General features: G+C 48.9%; 27 protein-coding genes and 1 riboswitch. Of the genes, 13 read left to right on the forward strand and 14 right to left on the reverse strand.

The window, feature by feature from the left end; all coding sequences use genetic code 11:
* Positions 1–125 precede the first annotated feature (125 nt).
* Positions 126–1,739 (forward strand): MFS transporter, encoded by a 1,614-nt coding sequence (locus P0078_RS12950; protein ID WP_282930377.1) that lies wholly within the window; start codon positions 126–128, stop codon positions 1,737–1,739.
* Positions 1,740–1,793: 54 nt separating this feature from the next.
* On the opposite strand, the gene P0078_RS12955 is transcribed toward P0078_RS12950, so the two are convergent.
* The 13 genes from P0078_RS12955 to P0078_RS13015 all read right to left on the reverse strand — a co-directional run bounded on the left by P0078_RS12955 (position 1,794) and on the right by P0078_RS13015 (position 12,072).
* Positions 1,794–2,993 carry a hypothetical protein gene (locus P0078_RS12955; RefSeq protein WP_282930378.1) on the reverse strand — a complete coding sequence of 400 codons (1,200 nt, stop codon included), beginning with the start codon at positions 2,991–2,993 and terminating at the stop codon, positions 1,794–1,796.
* Positions 2,994–3,093: 100 nt separating this feature from the next.
* The gene (locus P0078_RS12960) at positions 3,094–4,212 is read right to left on the reverse strand and encodes an ATP-binding cassette domain-containing protein (RefSeq protein WP_282930379.1); all 1,119 of its coding nucleotides are present in this window, start codon (positions 4,210–4,212) and stop codon (positions 3,094–3,096) included.
* Complete coding sequence (gene modB / locus P0078_RS12965) at positions 4,212–4,934, reverse strand: molybdate ABC transporter permease subunit (protein WP_282930380.1); 723 nt, start codon at positions 4,932–4,934, stop codon at positions 4,212–4,214. The genes P0078_RS12960 and modB overlap by 1 nt, the downstream gene beginning before the upstream one ends.
* Positions 4,931–5,713 carry a molybdate ABC transporter substrate-binding protein gene (gene modA, locus P0078_RS12970; protein WP_282930381.1) on the reverse strand — a complete coding sequence of 261 codons (783 nt, stop codon included), beginning with the start codon at positions 5,711–5,713 and terminating at the stop codon, positions 4,931–4,933. The genes modB and modA overlap by 4 nt, the downstream gene beginning before the upstream one ends.
* Positions 5,698–6,177: a molybdopterin synthase catalytic subunit MoaE gene (moaE, locus tag P0078_RS12975; RefSeq protein WP_282934607.1), complete on the reverse strand. Its 480-nt coding sequence runs from the start codon at positions 6,175–6,177 to the stop codon at positions 5,698–5,700. Before moaE ends, modA begins: the two co-directional genes overlap by 16 nt.
* A gap of 10 nt (positions 6,178–6,187) precedes the next feature.
* Complete coding sequence (gene moaD / locus P0078_RS12980; protein ID WP_282930382.1) at positions 6,188–6,433, reverse strand: molybdopterin converting factor subunit 1; 246 nt, start codon at positions 6,431–6,433, stop codon at positions 6,188–6,190.
* Positions 6,434–6,454: 21 nt separating this feature from the next.
* Positions 6,455–6,946: a cyclic pyranopterin monophosphate synthase MoaC gene (gene moaC, locus P0078_RS12985; RefSeq protein WP_282930383.1), complete on the reverse strand. Its 492-nt coding sequence runs from the start codon at positions 6,944–6,946 to the stop codon at positions 6,455–6,457.
* 3 nt (positions 6,947–6,949) lie between these two features.
* Positions 6,950–7,492 (reverse strand): molybdenum cofactor biosynthesis protein B, encoded by a 543-nt coding sequence (gene moaB / locus P0078_RS12990; protein WP_108731355.1) that lies wholly within the window; start codon positions 7,490–7,492, stop codon positions 6,950–6,952.
* 2 nt (positions 7,493–7,494) lie between these two features.
* The gene (gene mobA / locus P0078_RS12995) at positions 7,495–8,094 is read right to left on the reverse strand and encodes a molybdenum cofactor guanylyltransferase (protein WP_282930384.1); all 600 of its coding nucleotides are present in this window, start codon (positions 8,092–8,094) and stop codon (positions 7,495–7,497) included.
* Positions 8,095–8,098: 4 nt separating this feature from the next.
* Positions 8,099–9,076 (reverse strand): GTP 3',8-cyclase MoaA, encoded by a 978-nt coding sequence (moaA, locus tag P0078_RS13000; protein ID WP_282930385.1) that lies wholly within the window; start codon positions 9,074–9,076, stop codon positions 8,099–8,101.
* Positions 9,065–9,215: riboswitch (molybdenum cofactor riboswitch) on the reverse strand. (Overlaps the previous gene by 12 nt.)
* A gap of 195 nt (positions 9,216–9,410) precedes the next feature.
* Positions 9,411–10,628 carry an alginate export family protein gene (locus P0078_RS13005; protein WP_282930386.1) on the reverse strand — a complete coding sequence of 406 codons (1,218 nt, stop codon included), beginning with the start codon at positions 10,626–10,628 and terminating at the stop codon, positions 9,411–9,413.
* A 143-nt stretch (positions 10,629–10,771) separates the two neighbouring features.
* Positions 10,772–11,155, reverse strand: coding sequence for an MFS transporter (locus P0078_RS13010; protein ID WP_282930387.1), 384 nt, complete (start codon positions 11,153–11,155; stop codon positions 10,772–10,774).
* A gap of 23 nt (positions 11,156–11,178) precedes the next feature.
* The gene (locus P0078_RS13015; protein WP_282930388.1) at positions 11,179–12,072 is read right to left on the reverse strand and encodes an MFS transporter; all 894 of its coding nucleotides are present in this window, start codon (positions 12,070–12,072) and stop codon (positions 11,179–11,181) included.
* Between the two features lie 411 nt (positions 12,073–12,483).
* On the opposite strand from P0078_RS13015, the gene P0078_RS13020 reads away from it, so the two are divergent.
* The 4 genes from P0078_RS13020 (at position 12,484) to P0078_RS13035 (ending at position 18,648) form a co-directional block, all read left to right on the forward strand.
* Positions 12,484–13,959 (forward strand): NarK family nitrate/nitrite MFS transporter, encoded by a 1,476-nt coding sequence (locus P0078_RS13020; RefSeq protein ID WP_282930389.1) that lies wholly within the window; start codon positions 12,484–12,486, stop codon positions 13,957–13,959.
* 101 nt (positions 13,960–14,060) lie between these two features.
* A complete protein-coding gene (locus P0078_RS13025) occupies positions 14,061–15,833 on the forward strand; it encodes a bifunctional protein-serine/threonine kinase/phosphatase (protein WP_282930390.1) in 1,773 nt (590 codons plus the stop codon).
* A 262-nt stretch (positions 15,834–16,095) separates the two neighbouring features.
* Positions 16,096–17,184, forward strand: coding sequence for a GTP pyrophosphokinase (locus tag P0078_RS13030; RefSeq protein ID WP_282930391.1), 1,089 nt, complete (start codon positions 16,096–16,098; stop codon positions 17,182–17,184).
* Between the two features lie 27 nt (positions 17,185–17,211).
* Positions 17,212–18,648, forward strand: coding sequence for an SEFIR domain-containing protein (locus tag P0078_RS13035; RefSeq protein ID WP_282930392.1), 1,437 nt, complete (start codon positions 17,212–17,214; stop codon positions 18,646–18,648).
* A gap of 72 nt (positions 18,649–18,720) precedes the next feature.
* Here P0078_RS13035 and csrA read toward each other — a convergent pair whose 3' ends face one another.
* A complete protein-coding gene (gene csrA / locus P0078_RS13040; RefSeq protein WP_282930393.1) occupies positions 18,721–18,909 on the reverse strand; it encodes a carbon storage regulator CsrA in 189 nt (62 codons plus the stop codon).
* 912 nt (positions 18,910–19,821) lie between these two features.
* On the opposite strand from csrA, the gene P0078_RS13045 reads away from it, so the two are divergent.
* The 8 genes from P0078_RS13045 (at position 19,822) to P0078_RS13080 (ending at position 23,601) form a co-directional block, all read left to right on the forward strand.
* The gene (locus P0078_RS13045; protein ID WP_282930394.1) at positions 19,822–20,319 is read left to right on the forward strand and encodes a DNA-deoxyinosine glycosylase; all 498 of its coding nucleotides are present in this window, start codon (positions 19,822–19,824) and stop codon (positions 20,317–20,319) included.
* Positions 20,320–20,414: 95 nt separating this feature from the next.
* On the forward strand, positions 20,415–20,678 hold the full coding sequence (locus P0078_RS13050) for a hypothetical protein (RefSeq protein WP_282930395.1): 264 nt from the start codon (positions 20,415–20,417) through the stop codon (positions 20,676–20,678).
* Positions 20,675–20,830, forward strand: coding sequence for a hypothetical protein (locus tag P0078_RS13055; RefSeq protein ID WP_282930396.1), 156 nt, complete (start codon positions 20,675–20,677; stop codon positions 20,828–20,830). The genes P0078_RS13050 and P0078_RS13055 overlap by 4 nt, the downstream gene beginning before the upstream one ends.
* Positions 20,830–21,093 (forward strand): type II toxin-antitoxin system RelE family toxin, encoded by a 264-nt coding sequence (locus tag P0078_RS13060; protein WP_282930397.1) that lies wholly within the window; start codon positions 20,830–20,832, stop codon positions 21,091–21,093. The genes P0078_RS13055 and P0078_RS13060 overlap by 1 nt, the downstream gene beginning before the upstream one ends.
* Positions 21,094–21,459: 366 nt before the next feature.
* Entirely contained in the window at positions 21,460–21,765 is a 306-nt protein-coding gene (locus P0078_RS13065) for a hypothetical protein (RefSeq protein WP_282930398.1), read from the forward strand.
* 285 nt (positions 21,766–22,050) lie between these two features.
* Entirely contained in the window at positions 22,051–22,455 is a 405-nt protein-coding gene (locus P0078_RS13070; RefSeq protein ID WP_282930399.1) for a YybH family protein, read from the forward strand.
* Between the two features lie 210 nt (positions 22,456–22,665).
* Positions 22,666–23,157, forward strand: coding sequence for a DUF4240 domain-containing protein (locus tag P0078_RS13075; RefSeq protein WP_282930400.1), 492 nt, complete (start codon positions 22,666–22,668; stop codon positions 23,155–23,157).
* A 126-nt stretch (positions 23,158–23,283) separates the two neighbouring features.
* Positions 23,284–23,601, forward strand: a complete 318-nt coding sequence (locus tag P0078_RS13080; protein WP_282930401.1) for a hypothetical protein — start codon at positions 23,284–23,286, stop codon at positions 23,599–23,601.
* The last annotated feature ends 68 nt before the right edge of the window (positions 23,602–23,669 follow it).

A 23,669-nucleotide genomic window follows, 5' to 3' on the forward strand; every position in this document is an offset into this window, starting at 1 on the left:
GCTTACCCCCAAAGGGGTAGCTATTACGCGCGGGGGCAAAAGGGTTACTTACTGTTGGTAATTGAGCAGGGATACACCCCGGCCCATAGTGGCTGGACGAATCATTTCGAGGAGGAGTGGCCGCCGTGTCTGACATCTACGAGTGGGCCCCAGAGGACAGCAAATTCTGGCAGTCCAAGGGCAAAAAAATCGCAAACCGGAATTTGTGGATATCCATTCCCAGTTTGCTGTGCGGCTTCGCCGTATGGCTCTACTGGGGCATTATTACCGTTCAAATGCTCAACCTTGGCTTCCCCATTGCCAAAGCCGATCTGTTTACCCTGATGGCAATTGCCGGCCTCACCGGCGCTACCCTTCGAATACCCAGTAGTTTCTTTATTCGATTGTTCGGTGGGCGCAACACTATTGTATTCACCACGGCCCTGTTGATGATTCCCGCCCTCGGCACCGGTATCGCACTGCAAAGCAAGGACACCCCACTGTGGGTATTCCAGTTGCTGGCACTGCTGTCTGGTATTGGCGGTGGTAACTTCGCCTCTTCCATGTCCAATATCAGCTTCTTTTTCCCCAAGGAAAAGCAAGGCTTGGCACTTGGCCTGAATGCGGGCTTGGGTAACTTCGGTGTTACCACCATGCAGATCCTGGTACCGCTGTTTATGACCTTCGGTGCTTTCGGCGCTGCTGGCGGCGATCCCATGACCCTGGTGAGCAGCTCTGGCTCTCTGATTGGTAAAGTACCAGCCGGTTCTGAAGCGTGGATTCAAAATGCCGGTTTTGTATGGCTGCTGTTCCTGGTTCCACTGGCCTTTGTCGGCTGGTTCGGTATGAACAACCTGCGCACCGACGAAGTAACCCCGGATGTGGGCAGCTCTATCGGCGCGATGTTGAAGATGACCATGATGTTGGGAATCGGCCTCTTCACCGCAATCACAGGTCTGTGGCTGTTGCTTCCCGAAGCGGCCAACGGTTCAGGCTGGGGGGTGCCCAAGGAAATCGTTCTGGTACTGGTAATCGCCGCTACCGTGTTCGGCTTGAAGCTTCTGCCCGGTGAGATTAAAACCAGCTTGCAGCGTCAGTACCGTATCTTCAACAACAAGCACACCTGGGTGATGAGTGTCATTTACACCATGACCTTTGGCAGCTTTATCGGTTTCGCAGCGGCCTTCCCCCTGGCTATCAAGGTCATCTTCGGATACAGCCACGTAATGGTGGACGGGGTTATGACTCACGATACCATCAACAACAATGGCCCCAGCGCCCTGATGTACGCCTGGATGGGTCCATTTATCGGCGCTCTGATTCGCCCGGTAGGTGGTTGGATCTCCGACCGCATCGGCGGAGCCCTGGTTACCCAAATCTGTGCTGCAATCATGGTGGGTAGTGCCCTGGGTGTGGCTTACTACATGAAGGCCGCCTACGGCTCAGCCACTCCGGAAGAGTTCTTCCTGCCCTTCTTCCTCCTGTTCCTGGTGCTGTTCGCCGCTACCGGTATCGGCAATGGCTCTACCTTCCGCACCATCGCCATGGTGTTCCCGAAAGAGCAGGCAGGCCCGGTATTGGGATGGACCTCAGCAGTTGCCGCCTACGGTGCCTTCTATATTCCCAAGGTCTTCGGCGAGCAGATCAAAGCCACCACTCCGGAATACGCTCTGGCAGGCATTGCCATCTTCTACGCGGTTTGCCTGGTAGTTAACTACTGGTTCTACCTGCGCAAAAACGGTGAATTCTACAATCCATAATTTGGTCTCACGGGCGGGGAACCGCTGTTGCGGGGAGGTTTAACCTCCCCTTTTTTATTTCACCTGAACCAATATCGGTGTTATATCCGAACCTTCAAGCAGGCTGGATATCAGCTGTCTCTCGGTATCCCTGCGATAGTAGATCGTCACTTCATCCAAGTCTTCAACGGTCGGCATCGTCGGGCATAGATACCTGGCAATAGCCATACACATCTGCTCATAAAAATCTAAATCGTGCAGCTTATCCAGATAGATATGGCCCCCTGCGATATCCTCAGCACTAATCGTATAGTTGTAACCTACCGGCGGCTGAAAATAGTAGGCCTGCACAGTAATAGATCCATCTGCACTTTCAGTGACTTCGTATTGGACAGGTCTGCCGCAGATACTCTGTTGGTACCCAATAAGATCCTCCGCAACTGAGGCAAGACTGTCATCTGTCTCAATGGTGCTCTCAATTTCACTGTAGGCTTGATGAATAGCTTCAAAGCAGCTCAAGCAAGACATAACACCCGCTTCTTGCAGCTCTGGCAGCAGTTCTGTCGCCATATCTTCAAGCAATTGCACCAGCTTTTCTGCCGAAATAGCGTCGCGAAAATAGTAAGAGCCTTCTCCCTCAATCGCCGACTGGAAGATTTTTAGCTTGCGCTCCGGGCAATAGAAATCGAGGTGGTAGAGAGGCTGTTCTGGATCGGAAGTGTGGTTACTCAGCTCTACCTTGCCCAAATACGGAATAAAGAAGGTAAAGGACCAATACTCCGGGCAGTGTATAAATCGCCGGCAGTGCTCTTCGATATAACCGGGCAAATGTTGAAGGTCGAAGAAATTGGCCAGATGGTAGTTACCACCCTGGTATTCCGCTATGGAGTCAAAGTTATAAAACGGGTGCTCGCCGTGGAAATCTATCTTAACTCTCTGCCCACTGGCTGCGCGGCAAGCCAGATGAAAGTACAAGGCATCGTCTTTGTAAGTAGAGTGGATAACGATAGCGTCGCCCTTTCGGCGAAGCTGATAGCGGAAAGCATTGACCCGGTAGGGCTCACAATCCTCAAGTAGCTCGGCAATTTCCAGCTCACCCGATTCCAGGCGGCTTACTCGATAGTTGTGCCCGCCTTCTTCTATGCAGCGAGTAAGTACCGGGTGTAGATCCTCAATGGTCACAGCTTTCGCTAAAGGTAAGCCCTCGACCTGTGCTTTTTCCCGGTAAAACTTATCGCTCTCGTTAAAGAGGGAAATTCCCAACAGAACGCCCATAGGAGCACCACTCAGTTAGCTGGTGTTCAAACTTAGCAAAAAAATTGCTGGGGTTTTAGGGATCGAAGAAATGCACTTTCAGAAATTGCCCTGGAACTACTTACAAACCGGCAAGACTACCGGCCTTAAACTGGGCAAAGTAGGTAGTGCCTTCACGCAATTCCAGGCGCTCGCAGGAGAGACGGGAAATATCTGCGTAGAACACCTGATCAGCAGCGGCTAACTGTAAACGAATGCGGCCATCGGTAAGCTTCTGCTTAGCAACTAAAGTTACCGGCAGGCAATTGAGGATACTGGAAAGTCCCGGCTTCTCCACACTAAGGCTGATATCTCCAGCTTCCAGCAGAAAAGCTGCGGTATCACCTTTTCGATAATGGCCTGTCACCCTATCTGCAAAGATGGAAATCCCACCTAAATCCAAAGTCAGCAGGCCATTGTTTAGGGCTTCCACTCGCGCTTCAATCCGGCTGCGACAGCTATCCCCTACGCCGTGGCTATTCAGGCGCTGGGCAATTTCAGGTAAAGGAAGTGGTGCGGACAAATTGGCAGAATCCATCCACAAACAGCGCTGGGCCAGAAGCTGGATTTCATCAAAGTCGTGACTGGTCCAGATTACCAGTGCCGGATATCGGGCCCAGAAATCCCGCAGGGTCGGCAATAGGCGCCGAAGTACCTGGGCGCGGTCAACCGCTGAAAGCGGCTCATCAAATAATTGCAGCGGCGCGTTGTTATAAAGCTGGCGCAATACAGCCACTCGCTGGGCCTCTCCACCAGAGAGTAACTCCACCGGCTGATGTAGCAGCGCTTCAATACCAAAAGCCTTTAGCAGCCGACCACACTCTTCCTCGGACAATGGCCTGCGGCTGTAACGGCGGGCTAGTGCCAGGTTATCTGCCACCGACTGGCCGGCAAACAGGCGGCTATCCTGAAAGCCTAAAGAAAGTGTTCTTTTGTGGGTAACCAGGGCGCGGCGTCCGCGCTGCCAAACCGTATTGGCAAAAGTGATATTGCCACGGCAGTGACGCTGGCCCGCCAAAGCAGCCAGTAATGTGCTCTTGCCACTGCCGGAGGGACCGGTAAGGCCAAAAATTCCAGAGGCTGGCAGCTCTAATTGCCAGGGAGTCGCAGCGTTAAGCAGAGTCACCAGCCCTGTAACACTCAGTCCGGTAGAATCAGAGGTGGTAGACGCAGTACCGAATAGGGGCAAGGTGATTTCCACTAGCCCAGCACCCCCATTACCGGTTTAGCCTGCTCGTTGTTCGATCCGCGCGGGGCCAAACTATGTCCCAGCCAACGGGCAGCGAGTAGCAGTACCGTAGTAATTCCCATCAACATCAAAGCCAGCCGGTGCGCCGCACCGTATTCCATCGCCTCCACATGTTGATAAAGAGCAATAGAAACCACCTGGGTCTCACCGGGAATAGAGCCACCAATCATCAGCACTACCCCGAACTCACCCAGGGTATGGGCAAACGTTAAAGCGCAGGCACTCACAATAGCGGCGCGACTCGCCGGCAAAAGAACTTTTAACAATGCCGCCCAGGGCGGTATACCCAGCACTGCGGCAGCCTGGGTCAAGCGCTGGCCATTGGCATTAAACGCGGCCAACAGCGGCTGCACCATAAACGGCAGGGAATAAATTACTGACGCAAATACCAGGCCGGTAAAGGAAAACACCAAAGGGCCATCAAAAAGTTGTGACAGCCACTGCCCGGGGGCATAGTTAGGGGAAAATAAAAGCAGTAAATAAAAACCCAAAACCGTGGGTGGCAGTACCAGCGGCAGGGTAATTAATACCTCGATACCGTGGCGCCAGCGGCTCTGCCATTGGCTCAATTTCCAGGCCAGGGGCACGCCGATAATAAACAGGAGCAAGGTAGTTAAGCCGGCCAATTTTAAAGTTAGCCACAGGGCCTGCCAGTCGGCAGCGGCGATACTCATGAGCCACTCCTTCCATCTCTACTTCGATATTGAGTCGGTAAAACACCGTAACCCAAGTGGTATAACTGCGCCTGCACTTCCCCTGAACGTAAATAGTTAGCGAGGGATTGTGCCTTTTTAGGTCGGCGACTCTGGGTGGGAATCAGCAGCTGCTGTTCAATGGGTTTATACAAATGCTGCGGCAACAGCCAATAGTTATCGCGGCCGGCTGCTTGCATCTGGCTGGCGGCGACAAAGCCCAGCTGCGCATTGCCGGAATCCAGCATTAAATAGGCTTGGCCGGCATTGTGAGCCCGGGCCAATTGAGTTTGTTTTTTCTTCCACAAATCCAGGCTTTGCAGCGCTTGCCGTGCGGCACTGCCGAATGGCGCTACTTTCGGATCGGCTAATACAATTTTATCGGGCCAGGTTTGCAGTAACTGCTCGATATTCGATTCCGATTTTGGGTGCCAGAGGGCCAGTAAACCCAGGGCGTAAGTCTGACGACTGTTGCCCAGTGCCCCGCCCTGCTTTTCCAACAGTTCGGGGCGCTCGCGATCGGCGGACAGGAATAAATCGAAGGGCGCGCGGTGCGCTATTTGTTGGTAGAGCACCCCGGAGCTGCCGCTACTGATTTGCACCACACAGGCATGGCGACGCTCAAATTCCGGCAGTACCTCTTCCAGTGCCGGGCGGAAGCTGGCCGCTACCGCCACCCGTAAGGTGCAGTTATCCGCATTAACCGGTAGCGCAATAGCCACCAGTAAAGCGGATAGCAGCAGGCTCAGCCGGCGGACCACTTTTCCATCTCCGCAGCATCGCTGGCCCGGGCTTCGACCCAGCGCTCTGAAGGCTTACCGGACTCTTCCGCAACCGCTTCGCGCTTCCAGAAAGGCGCCTCAGTTTTGAGGCGATCCATGATGTATTGGCAGGCAGCAAAGGCAGCCTGGCGATGAGGGCTGGTGACGCCGACAAAAACAATCTCATCGTTGATCTGCATGGGGCCAACACGGTGGACGATAGTCGCACGCCCCAGGGACCAGCGATCGCGGGCATCATTGATAATCCGTTGCAGGCTTTTTTCGGTCATGCCCGGATAGTGTTCCAGGGCCAGGCCGCAGACATCACTACCGGCATTGAAGTCCCGCACCGAACCCACAAACAAGGCGCAGGCACCATCACCACTGTTGCCCTGCAGCGCAGTATATTCAGCCGCTACGTCGAGGGGCGTTTCACAGACTTCAATACGATCAACGGCTTTCATATTGGCACCACTAGCCGCCGGTAACCGGCGGGAAAAATGCAACTTCATCCCCGGCCTTCACCTGGGCTCCGGTTTCTGCCAGCTCCTGGTTCAGGGCCATACGGATATCGTCTCTTTGCAGGTGCGGGCTCCAATCCGGGTGCTGTTCACATAGGGTTTTGCGCAACTCGCTGATACTGCCGGAAAAGTCCTTCAGGGTAGTCTCGCCCATGCCCAATTGCTGGCGCAGACGCGCGAAAAACAGAACCTTTACCATCGCTTTACACCTCTGAAATTTTTACGCCTTGTCCGCAGCATCGCCGCGCCAGTGGCCGCGCTTACCGCCGGTTTTTTGCAGCAGGCGGGTCGGGCCGATTTCCATCGCCGGGTCCACGGCTTTGCACATATCGTAAATGGTCAGCGCCGCTACCGAAGCTGCGGTTAACGCTTCCATCTCAACGCCAGTGCGCCCGGCCAAGCGGCAGAAAGCGGTGATATGCACACTGTGTTTTTCCGGCTGTAATTCGAAATCCACCGCTACTTTGGTCAGCGCCAGTGGATGGCACAGGGGAATTAAATCCGAGGTTTTCTTCGCGGCCTGGATGCCGGCGATACGAGCTACAGAAAGCACGTCACCTTTTTTATGCGCCCCTTGGCTCAGCAGTGCAAAAGCCTCTGCACTCATACTGATACTGCTCTCGGCCAGGGCGCTGCGGTCAGTGATGTCCTTCTCGGTAACATCCACCATGCTGGCTTCGCCGCGCTGGTTTAAATGGGTTAATTGGCTCACAAATTACCCCCGGCTCTCGCAGGGCGCGCTGGCAAAGCGCACATGGGGGATAAAGTTACAGGGCTTGTGGCGGGCATCCAGCTGCTCCAGCAATATGCCTTCCCAAGCCGTGCGGCAGGCTCCGGTGGAACCGGGCATACAACATATCAGCGTGCGATTAGCCAGGCCGGCGAGCGCGCGGGACTGAACGGTGGAGCTGCCGATATCCCCCAGGGAAATATGGCGGAACAGCTCGCCGAAGCCGTCGACGGTTTTATCGAACAGCGGGCTCAGGGCCTCTGGCGTGGAGTCGCGATCGGTAAAACCGGTACCGCCAGTCACCAATACCACCTGCACTTTGGGATCGGCAATCCAGGCGGAGACCACCGCGCGCATCTGGTAAACATCGTCCGGGGTAATGCGCTTATCTGCGAGCTGATGGCCGGCAGTTTTGAGGGCTTCCACCAGGTACTGGCCAGAGGTATCAGTCTGCTCGTTGCGGGTATCGGATACGGTAAGTACCGCGATATTGAGCGGTACAAATTCTTTGCTAGCGTGTGCGGACATAATCAGTGGTCTCTCAAAAAACTGTTTTCTGGAGTTTTATCCGGCGTACTCAAGCCGAGATAATCTGCCGGCGTATTGATATTGCGATGCCAATCGCCAGCATTTTTTATGGGTATGGATTTGGCCCCCAGGTGACGCAGCAGCGCGCCGACAGAATTGCGCGCACTGCCTTCGATGGCACGGCGCAAATAATCCAGGCAATCGCCATTTAAAGGCAGCCACAGGGGAAAAAAGAAGTTTTCAAAATAACAGGGCCGGCCACTTGTCTGCCCTTCAGCCAATAACTCTGCGAGGTGCTTCCGCCCGAGCAGAGGCATATCTACCGGAATCACCAGGGCCGAATCGGCACCGGTTGTCAGGGCCACCGAATAAAGGCCGCCCAGTGGGCCACGCTCTGGCACCAGATCCTCGATAGCTCCGGGGCGGGCGCCGCTGGTGACGACTTTTGCCAGCGGAAGCTCACTCAACAATGCCTCAGCATGCTGCAAGAAATTGCCCTGTTGGGGGTGGGCCAGCAGGGCCTTATCGCGGCCCATCCGGCTGGAGCGGCCGCCGGCCAGCACCACGCCGATTGTCGATTTACTAACAAGAGCCCTGGCCATAACCCTAGCCCCCCAGCATCGCCAGGTTGCGGGTAGCGCCGGTAAAACCTTCATGCAGCTGATGGCCTGCGGTCTTATCGACTATCAACTCGCGGATATGAGTTGCCAGTGCCTCGCTATCGCCATCGGCGATGATTTCGCGCATATCAAAGCCCTGGTCGGCAAACAGGCACAGGTGCAGCTTGCCCTGGGCCGATACCCGCAGGCGATTGCAGCTTGCACAGAAGTCCTTGCCGTAAGGGGTAATCAGGCCGATACGACCGGCGTAATCCGGGTGGAAATACTCCCGCGCCGGACCGGCATCGCGGGTGCGGATAACTTGTTCCCAGCCTTCCCGCAGCAGCAGAGTTTCTATATCGCCACCGGAGACATGGTTGCTGGCGAAGAACTCGCGGTTATCGCCGGTGCGCATCAATTCAATAAAGCGCAGGGTCACCGGAGTCTCGCGAACCCAGGCGAGGAAATTATCCAGCTCGGCCAGGTTGTACTGGCGCATCAGCACTGCGTTGACCTTGGTATCGATACCCAAGGCCAGGGCGCGATCCAGGCCTGCTAAGGCTTTATCCAGGCGATTGTGACCGGTGATATGGTGGAATTGAGCCGGGTCGAGGCTGTCGATACTGACATTCACCTGATCCAAGCCCGCGCGGTGCCAGTCGTCAATCTGACTGGGCAAGCGGTAACCATTGGTGGTGATGGCTAAGCGGCGAATCTTATCGCTAGCGCGCACGGCTTCGAGCAGCGGCACCAGGTCTTTGCGCAGGGAGGGCTCTCCGCCGGTAAGGCGTACCTTTTCCGTACCCAGTGAAGCGAAAGCGCGCACTAATGTGCCCACCTCAGCGACTGAGAGAGGATTTTCCCCTTCCAGGGAACGTCCGCAACCGATGCCCTCGGGCAGGCAGTAGTTGCAGCGGTAGTTGCAGATGTCCGTCACGGACAGGCGCAGGTAATAAAACCTACGGCCAAAATTGTCTTGTAACATTAAACGCCTTTCCAATTTCGGGAGGCCGCGCAGTTTCCCGCTAGACCCTGGTGGCCGGTACGGCCACGGTCCCGGCACCTTGCAACGTCAATAAAAAATGGCGCTGTTTAGGTAGCGGGACTCGGTGTTTAAACTGATGTCAGTGTATCAAGCTGGTTAATTTATGCTTGGGGCAAAGGTGGTACTCCCTTGGCGCTCGAATTGATGTCCCTTTAGGGACATCAAAATGTGGAGCTTCAGTCGATTATAATTTATAGATCAGAAAATCAGGTTCAAGGTGCGGGGAAAACCCCGGCCGAAGCCGGGGGCCTCGCTAAGGAGTTCTTTCAGCCGCTTAGAAATTAGCGGTTACCATGATCCAAAGTTTGTCGGTGTCAGCATACGCTGTGGAGTCATCATCAGCATCGAAAGCGGCGTACTTAACCAGAGCGGAAATATCCTCGGTGATTTTGCGCCCATAGCTCAGGTTCCACTCATCTCCGTAACTTTCAGAACCCTCGGCCGCTTCAAAATTGTGATAGGTCAAACCCAGCTTGCCGCCGGCCACTTTCATGGAACCGCCAACATACAGATCTTCGACACCATCAGCGGGGGTTCCCAGGAATTTATCAGTGAAACCCTGGAATTTATGCAAGGTAGCCAGCGGGGTTTTAAAACCAACGTCATTGTCGGAACCCAAAACTTCATAACCGAGTTTTGCCGCAACTGGACCCAGATCAGCCCCAAGCTCTGCCAGGTAATAATTGGCACTATAGTCATACTGGTTATCACCAATATCTGACTGGTGCGCATAACTCAGGTTGGCTTTTACCGGACCGAATTTACCTTTGTAATCTACCCCATAAGTGCGGCTGGCATTATCGGTGAGATCTTCCAGATCCAGGTTGTAAACAAAAGCGCTGATTTTATGGTTTTCAGCTACTGGATAAATCGCGTGTAGCAGTTGGATGTCGCCGCCCATATCGGAACCAGCACTGTCTTCACCGAAAATACGGTTAACGTTGTAGACGTAGCTATAATCCAGCTGGAAACTATCGGCACTGCCATACTGATAACGCACACCATCGTAGGTCTGCTCGTTTTGTCTCCAGCCAACACCGCCGACAAATCTTTGCCCATCCAGGTTAATGCGCTGGCGGCCGGCGGTAATTATGGAATTCTCACCGCTGTAGCGAATGTAGGCCTGGTTAATTTCAGTTCCTTCCGGATCAGCCACCACCGGATATCCATCTTCACCATTAACAGTGGAGTTGTAGCTGTCATTGCCAACCGCAGTTACATCATCCATTTCCAGGAAGCTGGTAAAGCCACGGTAGCTGCCACTGCGCCAGTTGAGACGGGTTCTTAAAGTGGATGCAACTGCTTCATCATCGATACCATCCTGATCAACAGTCTCTACGCGGTAACGCAGATTCAATCCGACTTCACCGGATTTCAACGCATCTACCAGAGTGGCATTTTCACTTTCCTGCGCAGCGGCCTGCAATGCGACAGTGCTGCAGGCCCCCAACAGTAAAGCACCGAGAATTTTTGGAAATTTGGAAACGGTCATGACGCTTTTCCTTTGCAACAACGGAGTGAACAGTGACAAATTACAATTTTTCAGACTCGACTGAAACCATATATTTTTTCCTGCTTAATTAATCTTTACTCCCTAGCCTTTACACAGGCGTAATCCCTTATTGGTAGTGGGCACTACCTATCCGGCAAAGCCTCGGTTTCACTGGTTTCCTCAAGCAGGAAATTATTTTGCTGTGCGTACTGTAAACGCTGCATATAATTTTCTCTTTGAATCGCCAAATACATAACCAACATACAAATAGCGAGCACACCGTAGAGCAGCATAAAGGCCGCACTGTGGATACCTACTAAGTCCTGAGCGATTCCAAAAAGAACAGGCAGGGTAAAACCACCGAGGGCACCAATAGTGGCTACGGTACCGCCAACACTCCCCATATGCGCGGGGAAATTATCGTGCAGCGCTTTGTAAACAGAAGCGCGGCCAAATCCCTGGGCGATACCAATAACCAGTAGCAGTAAAGTGAACAGCTCAATACCCACTTCAATATTTAAATGCACATCCCGTTCCACCCCATGAATCGTCATGCTGGTGGGCGGGTAACTGAGGAAGAAAAGACAGACCAGGCAGGTCCAAAAAACACTCCAATTGACGGTGCGCGCACCGTAGCGATCGGCAAACCACCCCCCAAAGCGCGCAGTGAACTGGAAAGGGCCACAAACAACAGGGTTAGAGCCATTGCCACCGGCGTACTGACTTGGTACACCGACAGATAGTAATTCGGTAACCACAATAAAAGCGCAAGAAAACTGCCAAAAACAAAGTAATAGTAGAGCCCATAACGCCAAACCCGGATTTGCGTTAACGGCTTTAAATGACTGCGCAGATCCGGTTTTCCCCGGCTGCGCATATAGCGGGTTTCCTCTGGTGCAAAAAATTCGAATAAAACCATCATCAGGATAATCCCGGCTCCGTAAACCGGCCCTATCCACTCGCGGCCAAACCAATTTTGAATGGCAGGAGCCAATGCCAAGGTAATTGCAGCTCCGGCATTTCCTGCACCAAAAATGCCCATCGCAGTACCCTGTCGCCCTCTTTCGAACCACGGGCTGATATAGCGAATTCCCAAAACAAAAGACACCCCGGAAATACCCAGCCACAACCCCGCCAGCAAATGGGCCCCGTAGCTATCGATAAAGGGCAACAAAAAGAGCACCGGCAGCAATAACAGCATCTGCAATAAAATCAGCTTTTTCGCAGAAAAATATTCCACCAGAAATCCCGCCGGAAAACGCAGCAGCGCCCCGCTCAAAATCGGCGCAGCCAGTAGAACCCCGTATTCAGTTGCAGACAGATCCAACTGTCCGCGAATCTCTACCCCCAATACCGCGTAGAGCGTCCAAACAGAAAAGTTAGCGGCGAACATGGCCGAGGCAAATATCAGCGCACGCCCGGCGAGTTGCTGTGTATATTGCACGGCAGGCATCTCCAAAATATTGGCTGTCGAAAATTAATTGCCACCCCGGTTATGCACCGCATTGAGCCCCGCCCCAGATAAGTGATCACAGAAATACAGCGGGGGCGAGAAATCTACAGAGGCAAGCTACTGGCAAGATGCACAAAAAATCGGCTAGCGACAATTACTCCCAAAAACCCTTTTTAATCATTATCAATTTCCGCCAACTACCCCCACAGGGGTAGAAACGCACTAAAAACCGCCCCTACCCACTCCGAGCGACTAACCCCAAGGGGTTACTCCCTTCCAACTACAAATCGATTTCCCTTCCACTTACCCCTTTTGCGCGCTTTCCCTCTGGCGCTGCTCAAATACTATCGGTCATGACCCTATCCACCTCTAAAAATTTCTGAGAAGCCGGAGAAAATAGTCATGAGTCAATCCAGCGGCCTCAATTTATTTAATTGGGGCGATCCCAAAATAAAGACGCTGCACGTTACTTGGTTTGCGTTTTTCCTGACTTTCGTGGTGTGGTTCTCCCACGCTCCGCTGATGGTCTTTATCAAGGAAGCGTTCGACCTCACCAGCCAGCAAGTAAAAGCCCTGTTAATCCTTAACGTGGCACTCACCATCCCCGCCCGTATCATTATCGGTATGCTGGTGGATAAATTGGGGCCGCGCTTGGTGTACAGCGGGCTGCTGATGACCTCATCTTTAATCTGTTTGGGCTTTGCCACCGCAGACAGTTATGAATCCCTGGCCCTGTTCCGCTTCCTGCTGGGATTTGTGGGTGCCGGCTTTGTAATTGGTATCCGCATGGTGGGTGAATGGTTCCCAGCCAAACAAGTTGGCTTGGCAGAAGGTGTTTACGGCGGCTGGGGGAATTTCGGTTCTGCTGCCGGTGCCATGACCCTGCCCACCATCGCCCTGCTGTTCGGCGGTGAAGATGGCTGGCGCTATGCCCTGGGCCTCACCGGCATCATCGCCGGCCTGTACGGCATCATCTACTACCGCGTTGCCCGCAACACTCCTAAAGGTTCCACTTACTTCAAGCCGAAGAAGAGCGGCGGCCTGGAAGTGACCAGCAAGCGGGATTTCTACTTCTACCTGCTGATGAATGTGCCCATGTACCTGGCACTGGCAGCGTTGGCTTACAAACTGTCTCCCAGCGGCGTAGCCCTGCTGAGCCAGAATGCCACTTACGCAATGTGGGGACTGCTGGTAGCACTGTTTGCCTTCCAGACCCGCATGATCTGGAATGTAAACAAAGACCACCTGCGCGAAGGTGTGCCCGAGCTGGAGAAATACAACTTCAAGCAGGTAGCCATCCTCGACCTGGCCTACTTCGTCACCTTCGGCTCAGAGCTGGCCGTGGTTTCTATGCTGCCCCTGTTCTTCCTGGAAACCTTTGAAGGATTGAGCCCGGTGAAGGCCGGCCTGCTCGCCTCTGGCTTCGCCTTTATGAACCTGGTGGCTCGCCCAACCGGTGGATACTTCTCTGACAAACTGGGGCGCCGCCGCAGCCTGATGTTCCTGATCGGCGGCCTGGCAGTGGGTTACTTTGTACTGAGCCAGATCAACGGCGGCTGGTGGATTCCCGCTGCGGTAATTGCCACCATGTGCTGCTCTTTCTTCGTGCAGGCCGGTGAGGGTGCCGTATTCGCCGTCGTACCCCTGGTGAAGCGTCGCATGACCGGGCAGATCGCCGGTATGGCCGGAGCCTACGGCAACGTGGGTGCGGTTACTTTCCTTACCGCCCTGTCTTATGTCAGCTACAGCCAGTTCTTCCTGATTATCTGCGGCGCAGCAGCGGTGATCTTCTTCGCCTGCCTGTTCCTGGAGGAGCCCAAAGGCAATATCGCCGAAGTGCTACCGGATGGCACAGTGCAGCTGATCAGCGTGGAATAATTGGAAAGCAATTATCCAGCAACAAACGCAAAGGAGGGCCAATGGCCCTTCTTTGTTTTTCGCCGTTGGTCTGAGGGGACGAAACGAGAGTGGAGAAAGCTGTGAGCGAAACCAATTCCGGGGTGCAAACAGAAACCGAAGCAAACCCCGAAGCCCAGACACCGCGATTGAGCCACGGCCTCTGCACCAGTGCCGGCATCAAACCGCAGAACGAAGACGCGGCAATCTATCACTGGCCAGCCAGCCCGCACTTACAGGAATACCTGGGCGCAGTCGCCGCACTGGCCGATGGAGTCAGCTCCGCCGAAGCCGGTGCCCAAGCCAGCCACACCGCCACCGAGCAGTTTGTGCGGGACTATTACAAGGTGCCGGATACCTGGTCTGTGGCCCACGCCGGACAGAAAATCCTCGCCTCCATTAACAGCAAGCTATACCGCAAGAGCCACGACTTTCCCCAACAGGAAAAGGGCTTCCTCTGCACCTTCTCTGCCCTGATTTTTAAATCCCGCACCGCCCACTACTTCCATATCGGCGACAGCCGTATCTATCACCTACGCGGTGACAACCTTAAATGCCTCACCCGGGACCACAATATCACCCTGGCCCACCGCCAGCAGATGCTATCCCGCGCACTGGGAATGGATACCGGCCTGCAAGTGGATTACGGCCAGCTCAGCCTGGCTAAGGACGATGTACTGCTGATTACCAGCGACGGTGTGCACGACTTTATCAAACAGGATTTGCTGCGCGAGCTGCTGGCAGATACCCAAATAAGCGAACAGGAAACAGCGGAAACCCTGGTGCGCCTCGCCGAGGAAAACGGCAGTGACGATAACCTCTCCGCATTAGTGGTAAAGGTAAAGGCATTGCCACAAACCACCCTGGACGACTACAGCCGCCAGCTTACTCGTCTGCCATTCCCGCCGGAATTGGAACCCGGCATGGTACTAGACGGTTACCAGGTGGAACGGGAGCTATTCTCCTCCCAGCGCAGCCAACTGTACCTGGTGCGCGACAGTGCTACCGGCGAAATCCTGGTAATGAAAACCCCCTCGGTAAATTACGAGGACGATATCCACTATATCGACCGCTTTATTCAGGAAGAGTGGATAAGCCTGCGTATTCGCAGCCCCCAGGTAGTGCGCCTGCACCGCCAGACCCGGCCGCGCACCGCGCTCTATTACCTGATGGAATATGTGCAGGGCAGCACCCTGGAGCAGTGGATCACCAACAACCGCTTTCCCAAACCGGCGGAAGCGTTTCGCATCCTTAAGGAGATTGCCACCGGACTACAGGCCTTCCACGATCAGGAAACCATTCACCAGGATTTGCGCCCGGCCAATATCATGATCGACAGCGATGGGCGGGTAAAAATTATCGATTTCGGTTCAGTCTACGTCGCCGGCAGTGCCGAGATTTTTCGCCCCCTGGAGCACCCGGAAGCGCTAGGCACCGCCAGCTATTCCGACCCCCACTATATCCTTGGGCACAACAGCGGTATTCGCGGCGATATCTATGCCCTCGCCACCATTGCCTACGAAATGTTTACCGGCGAACTGCCCTTCGGCGAAGAGATCGAAAACTGCCGCTCCCACGCCGACTTCGAACGCCTGCGCTACCGCACCGCCAGCCAGTTTAATCCGGTAGTCCCCATCTGGTTCGACCGCGCCCTGGAACGCGGATGCAGTATCGACCTGGAACAGCGCTACTCCACCCTCACGGAATTTATGCGCGATCTGGCTAACCCCAACCCGGATTACCTAAGGGAAGATCCTACTGAGAAAGGGGATGCCTCTTTGTTTTGGAAGATCCTTTGTGGGATTTGGGTGGCTACTTTGTTGGCGGTGGCGGCGTTGTTTTCTTCTAGTACATAAAAATACAGACTTTGGCACGAAAGTACCGATTCGTATATCTGCAGTATTGGATACGCAAGGCCATTGACTTTTATTGAGATAAGTATTTATTTCACAAAATTAAATACTAGCTATATTACAACCGGAGCATATTCCAGAGTAATTTATTGCCAATTCTGGCTAACATGCTAATTTATTACCCTCCCTATTATTGAGATGTACGAGCAAGTAGTATGATACATCTTAATTTTAAAAACATAATTAGCTTTCATAAGGTTCAAGAATGAATAAAGCCATTGAAGAGTACTCAAAAATAAGGCCTTTGTATTATTCTTACACTGAGAGGATTAAGGATCTTGTTGCTGAGCTTCTTCAACTTAATGACATTAAAATTCATTTAATTGAAGGCAGAGCAAAATCTGTTGAAAGCTATTCTGAGAAAATCAACAGACCAGGAAAATCATATAAAAATCCAATTAAAGAACTATCAGATTTATCTGGAATAAGAGTGATAGTTTATTACCAAGATGATGTTAATAAAGTAGCCGAAGTATTAAGGCAGGAATTGGATATTGTTGAATCAGAGGTTTCACACCAACCTAATAAATACTCGCCAGATCAGTTTGGATATATATCACTACATTATGTTATTCAGCTTGACAATGCTCGAACAAAGCTTCCTGAATGGAAAGTTTATAGTTCCTTTAGAGCTGAAATACAAATTAGAACCGTACTACAGCATAGCTGGGCTGCTGTTTCACATGCTCTTCAATACAAACATGAGTCAGATGCGCCGAAACAACTAAGGCGAAAGTTATTTAGACTGGCTGGACTTTTTGAACTGGCTGACGAAGAATTCGTATCGGTTAGAAAAACAACTTTTGATGTTAGAAATAATGCTGCACATGCTATAAAGAATGGAGATAACACCCTTTTAATAGATGCTCTTTCTTTGCAAGAATTTATTTCTCAGTGGAATGATCTAGCCGCTATAAAAAGCTATATGCGTCATATTGGGTATAAGTTTGAATATGATGAAGGGTATGAAGATGATGTCGACTATTTTGGCTCAATTGCATTTCATTGTGAAAGAATAGGAATTGAGAACATAGGACAATTAAAAGATGCATTAAATAGAGATTTTAAACGCTACCTAAAGATAATAAGCTCTAACAAGGCATGGCATGTATCAGATAGTTTTACACTTTATTTACTATTAATTCGATCTAAAATTGAAAATTTCACTACTATGGACTTAGTTAACACTGAGTGGGATAAATCCATCTCAGAAAGAGTTATACAAGGGGCAATCAAGGATTCCCAGGAAGAAGCCAATAAGGGAACACAGCCATCGACAGAACCTATTACATGATCTACTAAGCAATATAGAGAACAATAAATGGAAGCAATAAAGTTATTTATATCTTATAGTTGGACCAGTCCTACACATGAAGCATGGGTCTTAGATCTAGCTACTGACCTTCGCACATCGGGTGTAGATGTAGTATTGGACAAGTGGGATCTGAAAGAAGGACATGATGCTGTTGCCTTTATGGAAAAGATGGTCACAGATAAATCGATTAGTAAAGTAATTATTGTTTCTGATAGGGCTTATGCCGAAAAAGCAGACGGTAGAGCTGGAGGTGTAGGAACAGAGACACAAATAATTTCTAAAGAAGTTTACGATAATGAAGAGCAAGATAAATTTGTTGCAGTAGTTCCAGAAAAAAATATTGAGGGCAAACCATATTTACCAACATATTATAAATCCAGAATCTATATAGATTTATGCGAACCAGATACCCACTTAGAAAACTATGAAAAGCTACTACGGTGGATTTTTGATAAGCCCCTACACGTAAAACCAAAAATCGGTAAACCTCCATCATTTTTAGATAATGAAAACCTAATATCTCTAGGAACTTCAGCAGCATACAAAAGGGCTGTTAATGCAATTAAAGAGTCAAAAGCATATGCTTCTGGTGCATTAGATGAATACTTAACTATTTTTTCAGAAAACTTAGAAAAATTTCGCATAACAGAATATGAAGGAGAACCTGATGATGAAATTATAAATAATATTGAGTCATTTCTTCCATATAGGAATGAGATAATTAAAGTATTTTTTGTAATATCACAGTACGCTCCCACAAAAGAAAATGCATTAAAAATCCATCGTTTTATAGAATCAATAATCCCTTATCTGGACAGGCCTGAAGGAACAAATAGCTGGAGCACGTGGGATTTTGATAATTATAAATTTATTATTCATGAACTATTTCTATATGCCGTTGCAATTTTCCTAAAAACTGAGAGATTTGAAATGGCAAATATTCTTTTAAAGAAACAATATTATGTTTCGAAACGATCCGAAACCACCAGCAGCGGAATGCTACAATTTACTGAAATCCGCCAATATATGGAGTCTCTAGAACATAGAAATCAGAGGAAAGAAGCCAGAAGACTCTCTTTAAGATCCGATTTGTTAGAGCAGCGTTCTCATGGATCAAGCCTGGACTTTAGGTATTTAATGCAAGCTGATTTTCTACTTTTTATGCGGGCAGCTGTAGAGGACAATGACGGATATTCAGGTTGGTGGCCTGAAACACTATTATATTTATCTAGGTTCCATTCCGCTTTTGAGATTTTTGCTAGATCTGTGTCCATTGAGTATTTTAATAAAGTCAAACCTCTATTGGGAATTGAGAAAAAGGAAGACTTAAACCCCGTATTTGAGAATTTTAGAAAAGATCGTCAAAGGTTGCCTAGATGGGACATACATTCTATCAACCCTGCCGGGCTTTTAGGGTTTGAATTGATAGCTACTAAACCGTAAAGGTACAGAATAAGCGCCTACAAACCGACCTCCGACAGTTTAGATGGGCGCTTCATACTAATGCCCAGATTTTCAACAAAGCTTGTTTCCCAGAGTTCGCTCCTTTCGAACACGGATATAAATTTCTTCACGGTGAACAGGTAAAGATTTGGGAGCACGTATTCCTATCTTCACCTGATTGCCCTTAACTTCCAATACAGTGACTGAGACATTGGCTCCAATCCTTAAGTTTTCACCAGTCCGGCGCTTTAAGATCAACATAGTTATTTCCTACTGATACTCAAACCATGGGTAGACCTTCCTACGATGGAAGGCTGAGAAAGTAACGTTGTGAGGAAATACGGGTGGTGCGCGGGAACGGTAGGCATAGAAGAAGAAAAGGCAGGCACAACGCTCCCAGAGCTTGGGGAATCGCTCCAAGCCGCTGAATGTACTCCACTTTATTGAAGACGAGCGGGCTTCTAGCGTATGATCCATATAGCCATTTTGATAGTCATATTATCAATTTGGTCAGCTGGCCCCTGGTGTTGCTGCACCTTGGGTCAGCGCCTTTTACTCTCTCTTACGTCACGCTACCGTTCTCCTTTGAGAAGATGGTTCTTTAGAAAACTCTTAGGTGTCTTGATTCTCTCGAATCGCGTTGGTCTTTGGTCACCGGCCTATAAAAGGCCACCCAATTCCGGCCAAAATACCAATAAACATCAATCGATTTTACGCAGCTTTGACACTAAAACAAACTGAATAAAATCCAATAAGATCATTTTTGTGCCTATATTTTTATGTGTTCACACTGTGGAAATTTTCAGTTGTCCATAGAAAAAGGGGATTGGATAGGTAGTTTTCTCCAGTTGTAACATTGGAATTCATGAATCAACTAATCACCAATACCACCGCTCTATGAGTTTGCCAGTCTTATATCGATATAAAAGACCTCACTACCTAGGTATCTTGTAGCCTTTGAAAATATTGCTATGGGTTATCGATGACCACCCTATTTTTAGTGGCGACGATATTTTCGTTAAGTACTTAAATCTTGGCCGCTTGGTACGATAGTCCATTCTGGTTAATATTGTTGATTCAGAACGTCCTTTGATTAAGGTGATCTCCCATTATTGAAATATGTTGGCAAGTGGTATAATCCAGCTTCTTTTGAACACCCTGTTAGGCACCACAATGAGCACTATTGCAGGCTTCAGTCCTATCGCAGATAAAGCATCTCGTATTCTAATTTTAGGTAGCATGCCGAGTGAGCTTTCACTCGAATACAGCCAGTATTATGCCAACCCCCGAAATGCATTCTGGAATATCATGGCTGGCATTGTTGGCTTTAGTGCTGAGTTACCCTATGAAGCTCGTATAAAGGCATTAAAAGCATCAGGGATCGCACTTTGGGATGTACTTCATACTTGCGTTCGTTCAGGCAGCCTTGATAGCTCTATTAAATCAGGCTCTCGGGTTCCAAATGACTTTCAATCATTCTTTGAAAAGTATCAAAATATTTGTAAAGTTGGGTTCAACGGAGTAGAGGCAGAAGAGAGCTTTAATACTTATGTTAAACCCAATATAAACTGTGAAACTATTAGCTTTGTTCGCTTGCCTTCATCAAGTTCTGCTTATGCAGTAACCTTGGAAAATAAAATTGAAATATGGCAAGAGAAACTCACTCCCTAACAAACGGCGACATTATCATACGTCTCAAAAGACGCGCTTCGCTCGCCTGAGTAACGAGCATATGCTCAATATAAAACAAAACTAAGGAGATCTAAATGGGTATTGATGAATATATAGAAAAAGATGTAACTGATACGGAATCCATTTTGAATTTCGTAAACTCGATCGAAAAAAACAAGTCGGAATTAGTTTTATCGACTAAAGGGAAGGTTGTTGGGGCGATACTTACAGCTGAACAATACGAATGGTTTCTTGACCAAATAGATGCTCAGCAGGATATTGAAGAAATTAATAGCCGCTCAAAGGATAGGCAAGGATCTCAGAGTTTAGATGACTTTAAAAAGGAGCTGGATAAATGATCGACAGTGAAGATAAAAAGCTTACAAATGAAGAAAGAGCTGAAATTGCTAAGCGAAAGCTGGAAATGGAAATCCAAAAAAAAGCAAATCAAGTAACTTCACTTTCTGAACTTAAAAATGAATTAAGAGAACCAAATAAAGGGAATTGGTAATGGCATATGATGTAGTAATTCACCGTGAAGCAAAAAAGGATATTAAAAAACTACATCCTCAAATTAGGGACCGTGTGATTTCGGCATTAGAAGCAATCTCTGAAGACCCAAGGCTTCATGGATCTATTCAACTATCTGGTTACTCTGACTTATACCGGTATAGAGTGGGGCATCATAGGATTGTATATAGGATTAATGATGGTGAATTGGAGGTTTTAGTATTGGATGTAAAGCCGAGAGGCGAAGTATATAAAAAGTACTAATATAAAAAGATTGTATTGCCTTTAAAAGGTATGGGCTGGGACGGCTTACACTACGTGTTGTACCGTCTTAGCTCTTATATTCTCGTATTCTGTGCTATGAATTAGCTCTTAAACTAACTTGAATGCTATAATTTTTTGGCTGCATTTTAGCCCCTGAAAACTGAAAACATATCGTACGTCCGGCTCCTCAAGCAAAAGACTTACACATATTTTTATATTCAAAAGGCTTAAGTTCGAAAAAGACAGAAATAAAAAGGGCCACTATTTCTTAACCGTTACAGATCAAACGCTTCTTACTCAGTTAGTTTCAAAACTTAAGATTGTTGCCCCAAGAATGGCGTTAATAAGAGAAGGTTTTTCTTACCTATGATTACTTATAAATTTCCTGAAGAAAAAGAATACGCGGAGTTCTACGCAAAAAAGTTAGATGATGAACTTATCCTGCAATTCCTTCAAAATGGCATTATTTTAAACAAATCTCAAGCCGAGCATATCTGTCGTTTCTTTTGGGCTATGGTAGATGCATCAATTGAGGGCGAAAATAACGGAGTAAAGCTTCAATGGAATGAAGGAGCTGAATTTTGGAACGGGAAAATAATGAACTCTATTTCAGCACACCTTGAAGCCCTAGGCTATGAAGAAGAATGGGAAAATGAAGTCGATAAACAATAAGCATAACTTATAACAAAAACGTAGTATTCTAGTGTACACGCTTAGAGGGTTATAGTTATCCGAACCCCAGCAATTAACAAACCGCTGTAGTTCCATACGTTGGTCGATGCGGCGTTATGAGTAATTAGGAATTTTACGCCAATAAATACAAATACGTTATTATCGAGGTTTTTTAGACTGGAGTGGTTCCCCATTTTTAGAGTATATTCCCGGGTGCTATGATGAGGTTTTTTGAATACGCTGTTTATATGTCTTTCAAACCACTAATCTAATGAGAGCCAACCAATGAATAAAGCTAGCGTCGATGAAATAAAATCACTTCTTTCCGACTGGGCCGAATCAACTCGCCAAGATAAAAAAGACAAAATCTTGGAAAATCATCAACCAGAAGCGGTCATCTTTGATGTCCTGGCTCCCATTAAGTATGAAGGGAAGCTTGCGTACAGAAAGAGCTTTGATGAATGGCAGCCACCTTTCGCCATTCCATGCCTTTTCGAGCTATCAGAACTAAACATTCAAGCGGGAGATGACACGGGTTTTGCTCATTGTCTTATAAATTGTGGAGGTACCTTACCGGACGGAAAACAGGTTAAAGACACCGTTCGCGCAACCTTTTGCTTTGTTAAAACTAAGGATTCATGGCAATTTGCTCACCACCATATTTCGTCGCCAATGAAGGTTGGTAAGTGAGCCGAAACTTATAGCAAGGGAAACTATACTGAACACCCATAGGTCAGTGGTGTGCTTAGTTACATAGATACCTCTCATATTTTTTACAAATATCAGCTGGCATAATAATAAATATCGCTCTATTCAGAGTGCATTTAGACTCTTGATATTTGTCAGTGGATGATATGATACAGCTTAGTTTGAATACGCTGCTGTATAAAAGGAGGGGCCGTGGAAGACTCTAGGTTTTGGGATATTGTTGAAAGCGTTACAAATCGAGTTTCTGATATTGAAGACATTTTCGAGGGGTTAGTTGAGGTTGTAAGCAAACTCACCCCTAAAGAAATTATCGCATTCAAGCAAAAGCAATATGAGGTAAGTGACCTCGTTTATCGTTGGGATATTTGGGCTGTAGCCTATATCTTAAATGGTGGCTGTTCCGATGATGGCTTTACTTATTTCAGGGCCGGCTTGATCTCTGGTGGGCGAGAGAAATTTGATGCAGCACTTAAAAATCCTGAATCGCTTGCCGATTGGCTACCTGAAGACTTCGAAGCGGAGGACTTCATGTATATAGCTAATGATGCCTACGAGAAGGTCACAGGAAAGGAGTTTCCTTATGACCGCCTTACTTCTGAAGGCAGAGATGATCCCGTTGGCGAAGCGTGGGATGAGGACGATTTACCCAAGCGATATCCTGCTTTATATAGTAAGTATTTTTAACTTCGGGTATTGTCCATAGTAAAACTATATACAGTAAGCAGATTTCCCATCGTTTGATTTCATAACGAGCGTTATGTTCGCACAAGACGAGCAAAAAGAAAGCTGCTACTTGATTATGGGGTTATCTTGCGAAGCAAAGTGAATAAAAAATTACTCGGCATACTCCCTGGTATAGGGGCCTATGTCTATACCTTGGCAACTCAAGAAACTTTATCAGCCTCCAGCGTATTTGGATGGTTGGCATACTCTATATCCATTGGATCAATAATATTCTTTGCCATCAGTGCCCCCTATGATAAGCAGAGCTCATTCACTGTCTTTGGCCGAAATCAACGCTATAGGACTGCTGTACCCGTTATCCCAACCAACGTAGCACTCAGTATCGTTGGGGCTATAGCAGCCTCTCTAACAATCAGTTTTGTTCTCTACCATGTCAGCCAGTAGCCACTTAATAAGGCTTGCAGGCAAGACAGTCTACTCCTCCTACCTTCATCTGCAGTTATTATCTACTA

Origin of the sequence: Microbulbifer sp. VAAF005, from assembly GCF_030012985.1 — a bacterium.
Lineage (GTDB): Bacteria > Pseudomonadota > Gammaproteobacteria > Pseudomonadales > Cellvibrionaceae > Microbulbifer.

Bases quoted from the DNA above. Each gene is read 5' to 3' on its own strand.
- P0078_RS12955 (WP_282930378.1), bottom strand. From the start codon at position 2,993: ATGGGCGTTCTGTTGGGAATTTCCCTCTTTAACGAGAGCGATAAGTTT.
- modB (WP_282930380.1), bottom strand. From the start codon at position 4,934: ATGAGTATCGCCGCTGCCGACTGGCAGGCCCTGTGGCTAACTTTAAAA.
- moaE (WP_282934607.1), bottom strand. From the start codon at position 6,177: ATGAAAGCCGTTGATCGTATTGAAGTCTGTGAAACGCCCCTCGACGTA.
- moaD (WP_282930382.1), bottom strand. From the start codon at position 6,433: ATGGTAAAGGTTCTGTTTTTCGCGCGTCTGCGCCAGCAATTGGGCATG.
- moaB (WP_108731355.1), bottom strand. From the start codon at position 7,492: ATGTCCGCACACGCTAGCAAAGAATTTGTACCGCTCAATATCGCGGTA.
- mobA (WP_282930384.1), bottom strand. From the start codon at position 8,094: ATGGCCAGGGCTCTTGTTAGTAAATCGACAATCGGCGTGGTGCTGGCC.
- moaA (WP_282930385.1), bottom strand. From the start codon at position 9,076: ATGTTACAAGACAATTTTGGCCGTAGGTTTTATTACCTGCGCCTGTCC.
- P0078_RS13005 (WP_282930386.1), bottom strand. From the start codon at position 10,628: ATGACCGTTTCCAAATTTCCAAAAATTCTCGGTGCTTTACTGTTGGGG.
- P0078_RS13020 (WP_282930389.1), top strand. From the start codon at position 12,484: ATGAGTCAATCCAGCGGCCTCAATTTATTTAATTGGGGCGATCCCAAA.
- P0078_RS13030 (WP_282930391.1), top strand. From the start codon at position 16,096: ATGAATAAAGCCATTGAAGAGTACTCAAAAATAAGGCCTTTGTATTAT.
- P0078_RS13035 (WP_282930392.1), top strand. From the start codon at position 17,212: ATGGAAGCAATAAAGTTATTTATATCTTATAGTTGGACCAGTCCTACA.
- csrA (WP_282930393.1), bottom strand. From the start codon at position 18,909: ATGTTGATCTTAAAGCGCCGGACTGGTGAAAACTTAAGGATTGGAGCC.
- P0078_RS13045 (WP_282930394.1), top strand. From the start codon at position 19,822: ATGAGCACTATTGCAGGCTTCAGTCCTATCGCAGATAAAGCATCTCGT.
- P0078_RS13050 (WP_282930395.1), top strand. From the start codon at position 20,415: ATGGGTATTGATGAATATATAGAAAAAGATGTAACTGATACGGAATCC.
- P0078_RS13055 (WP_282930396.1), top strand. From the start codon at position 20,675: ATGATCGACAGTGAAGATAAAAAGCTTACAAATGAAGAAAGAGCTGAA.
- P0078_RS13060 (WP_282930397.1), top strand. From the start codon at position 20,830: ATGGCATATGATGTAGTAATTCACCGTGAAGCAAAAAAGGATATTAAA.
- P0078_RS13065 (WP_282930398.1), top strand. From the start codon at position 21,460: ATGATTACTTATAAATTTCCTGAAGAAAAAGAATACGCGGAGTTCTAC.
- P0078_RS13070 (WP_282930399.1), top strand. From the start codon at position 22,051: ATGAATAAAGCTAGCGTCGATGAAATAAAATCACTTCTTTCCGACTGG.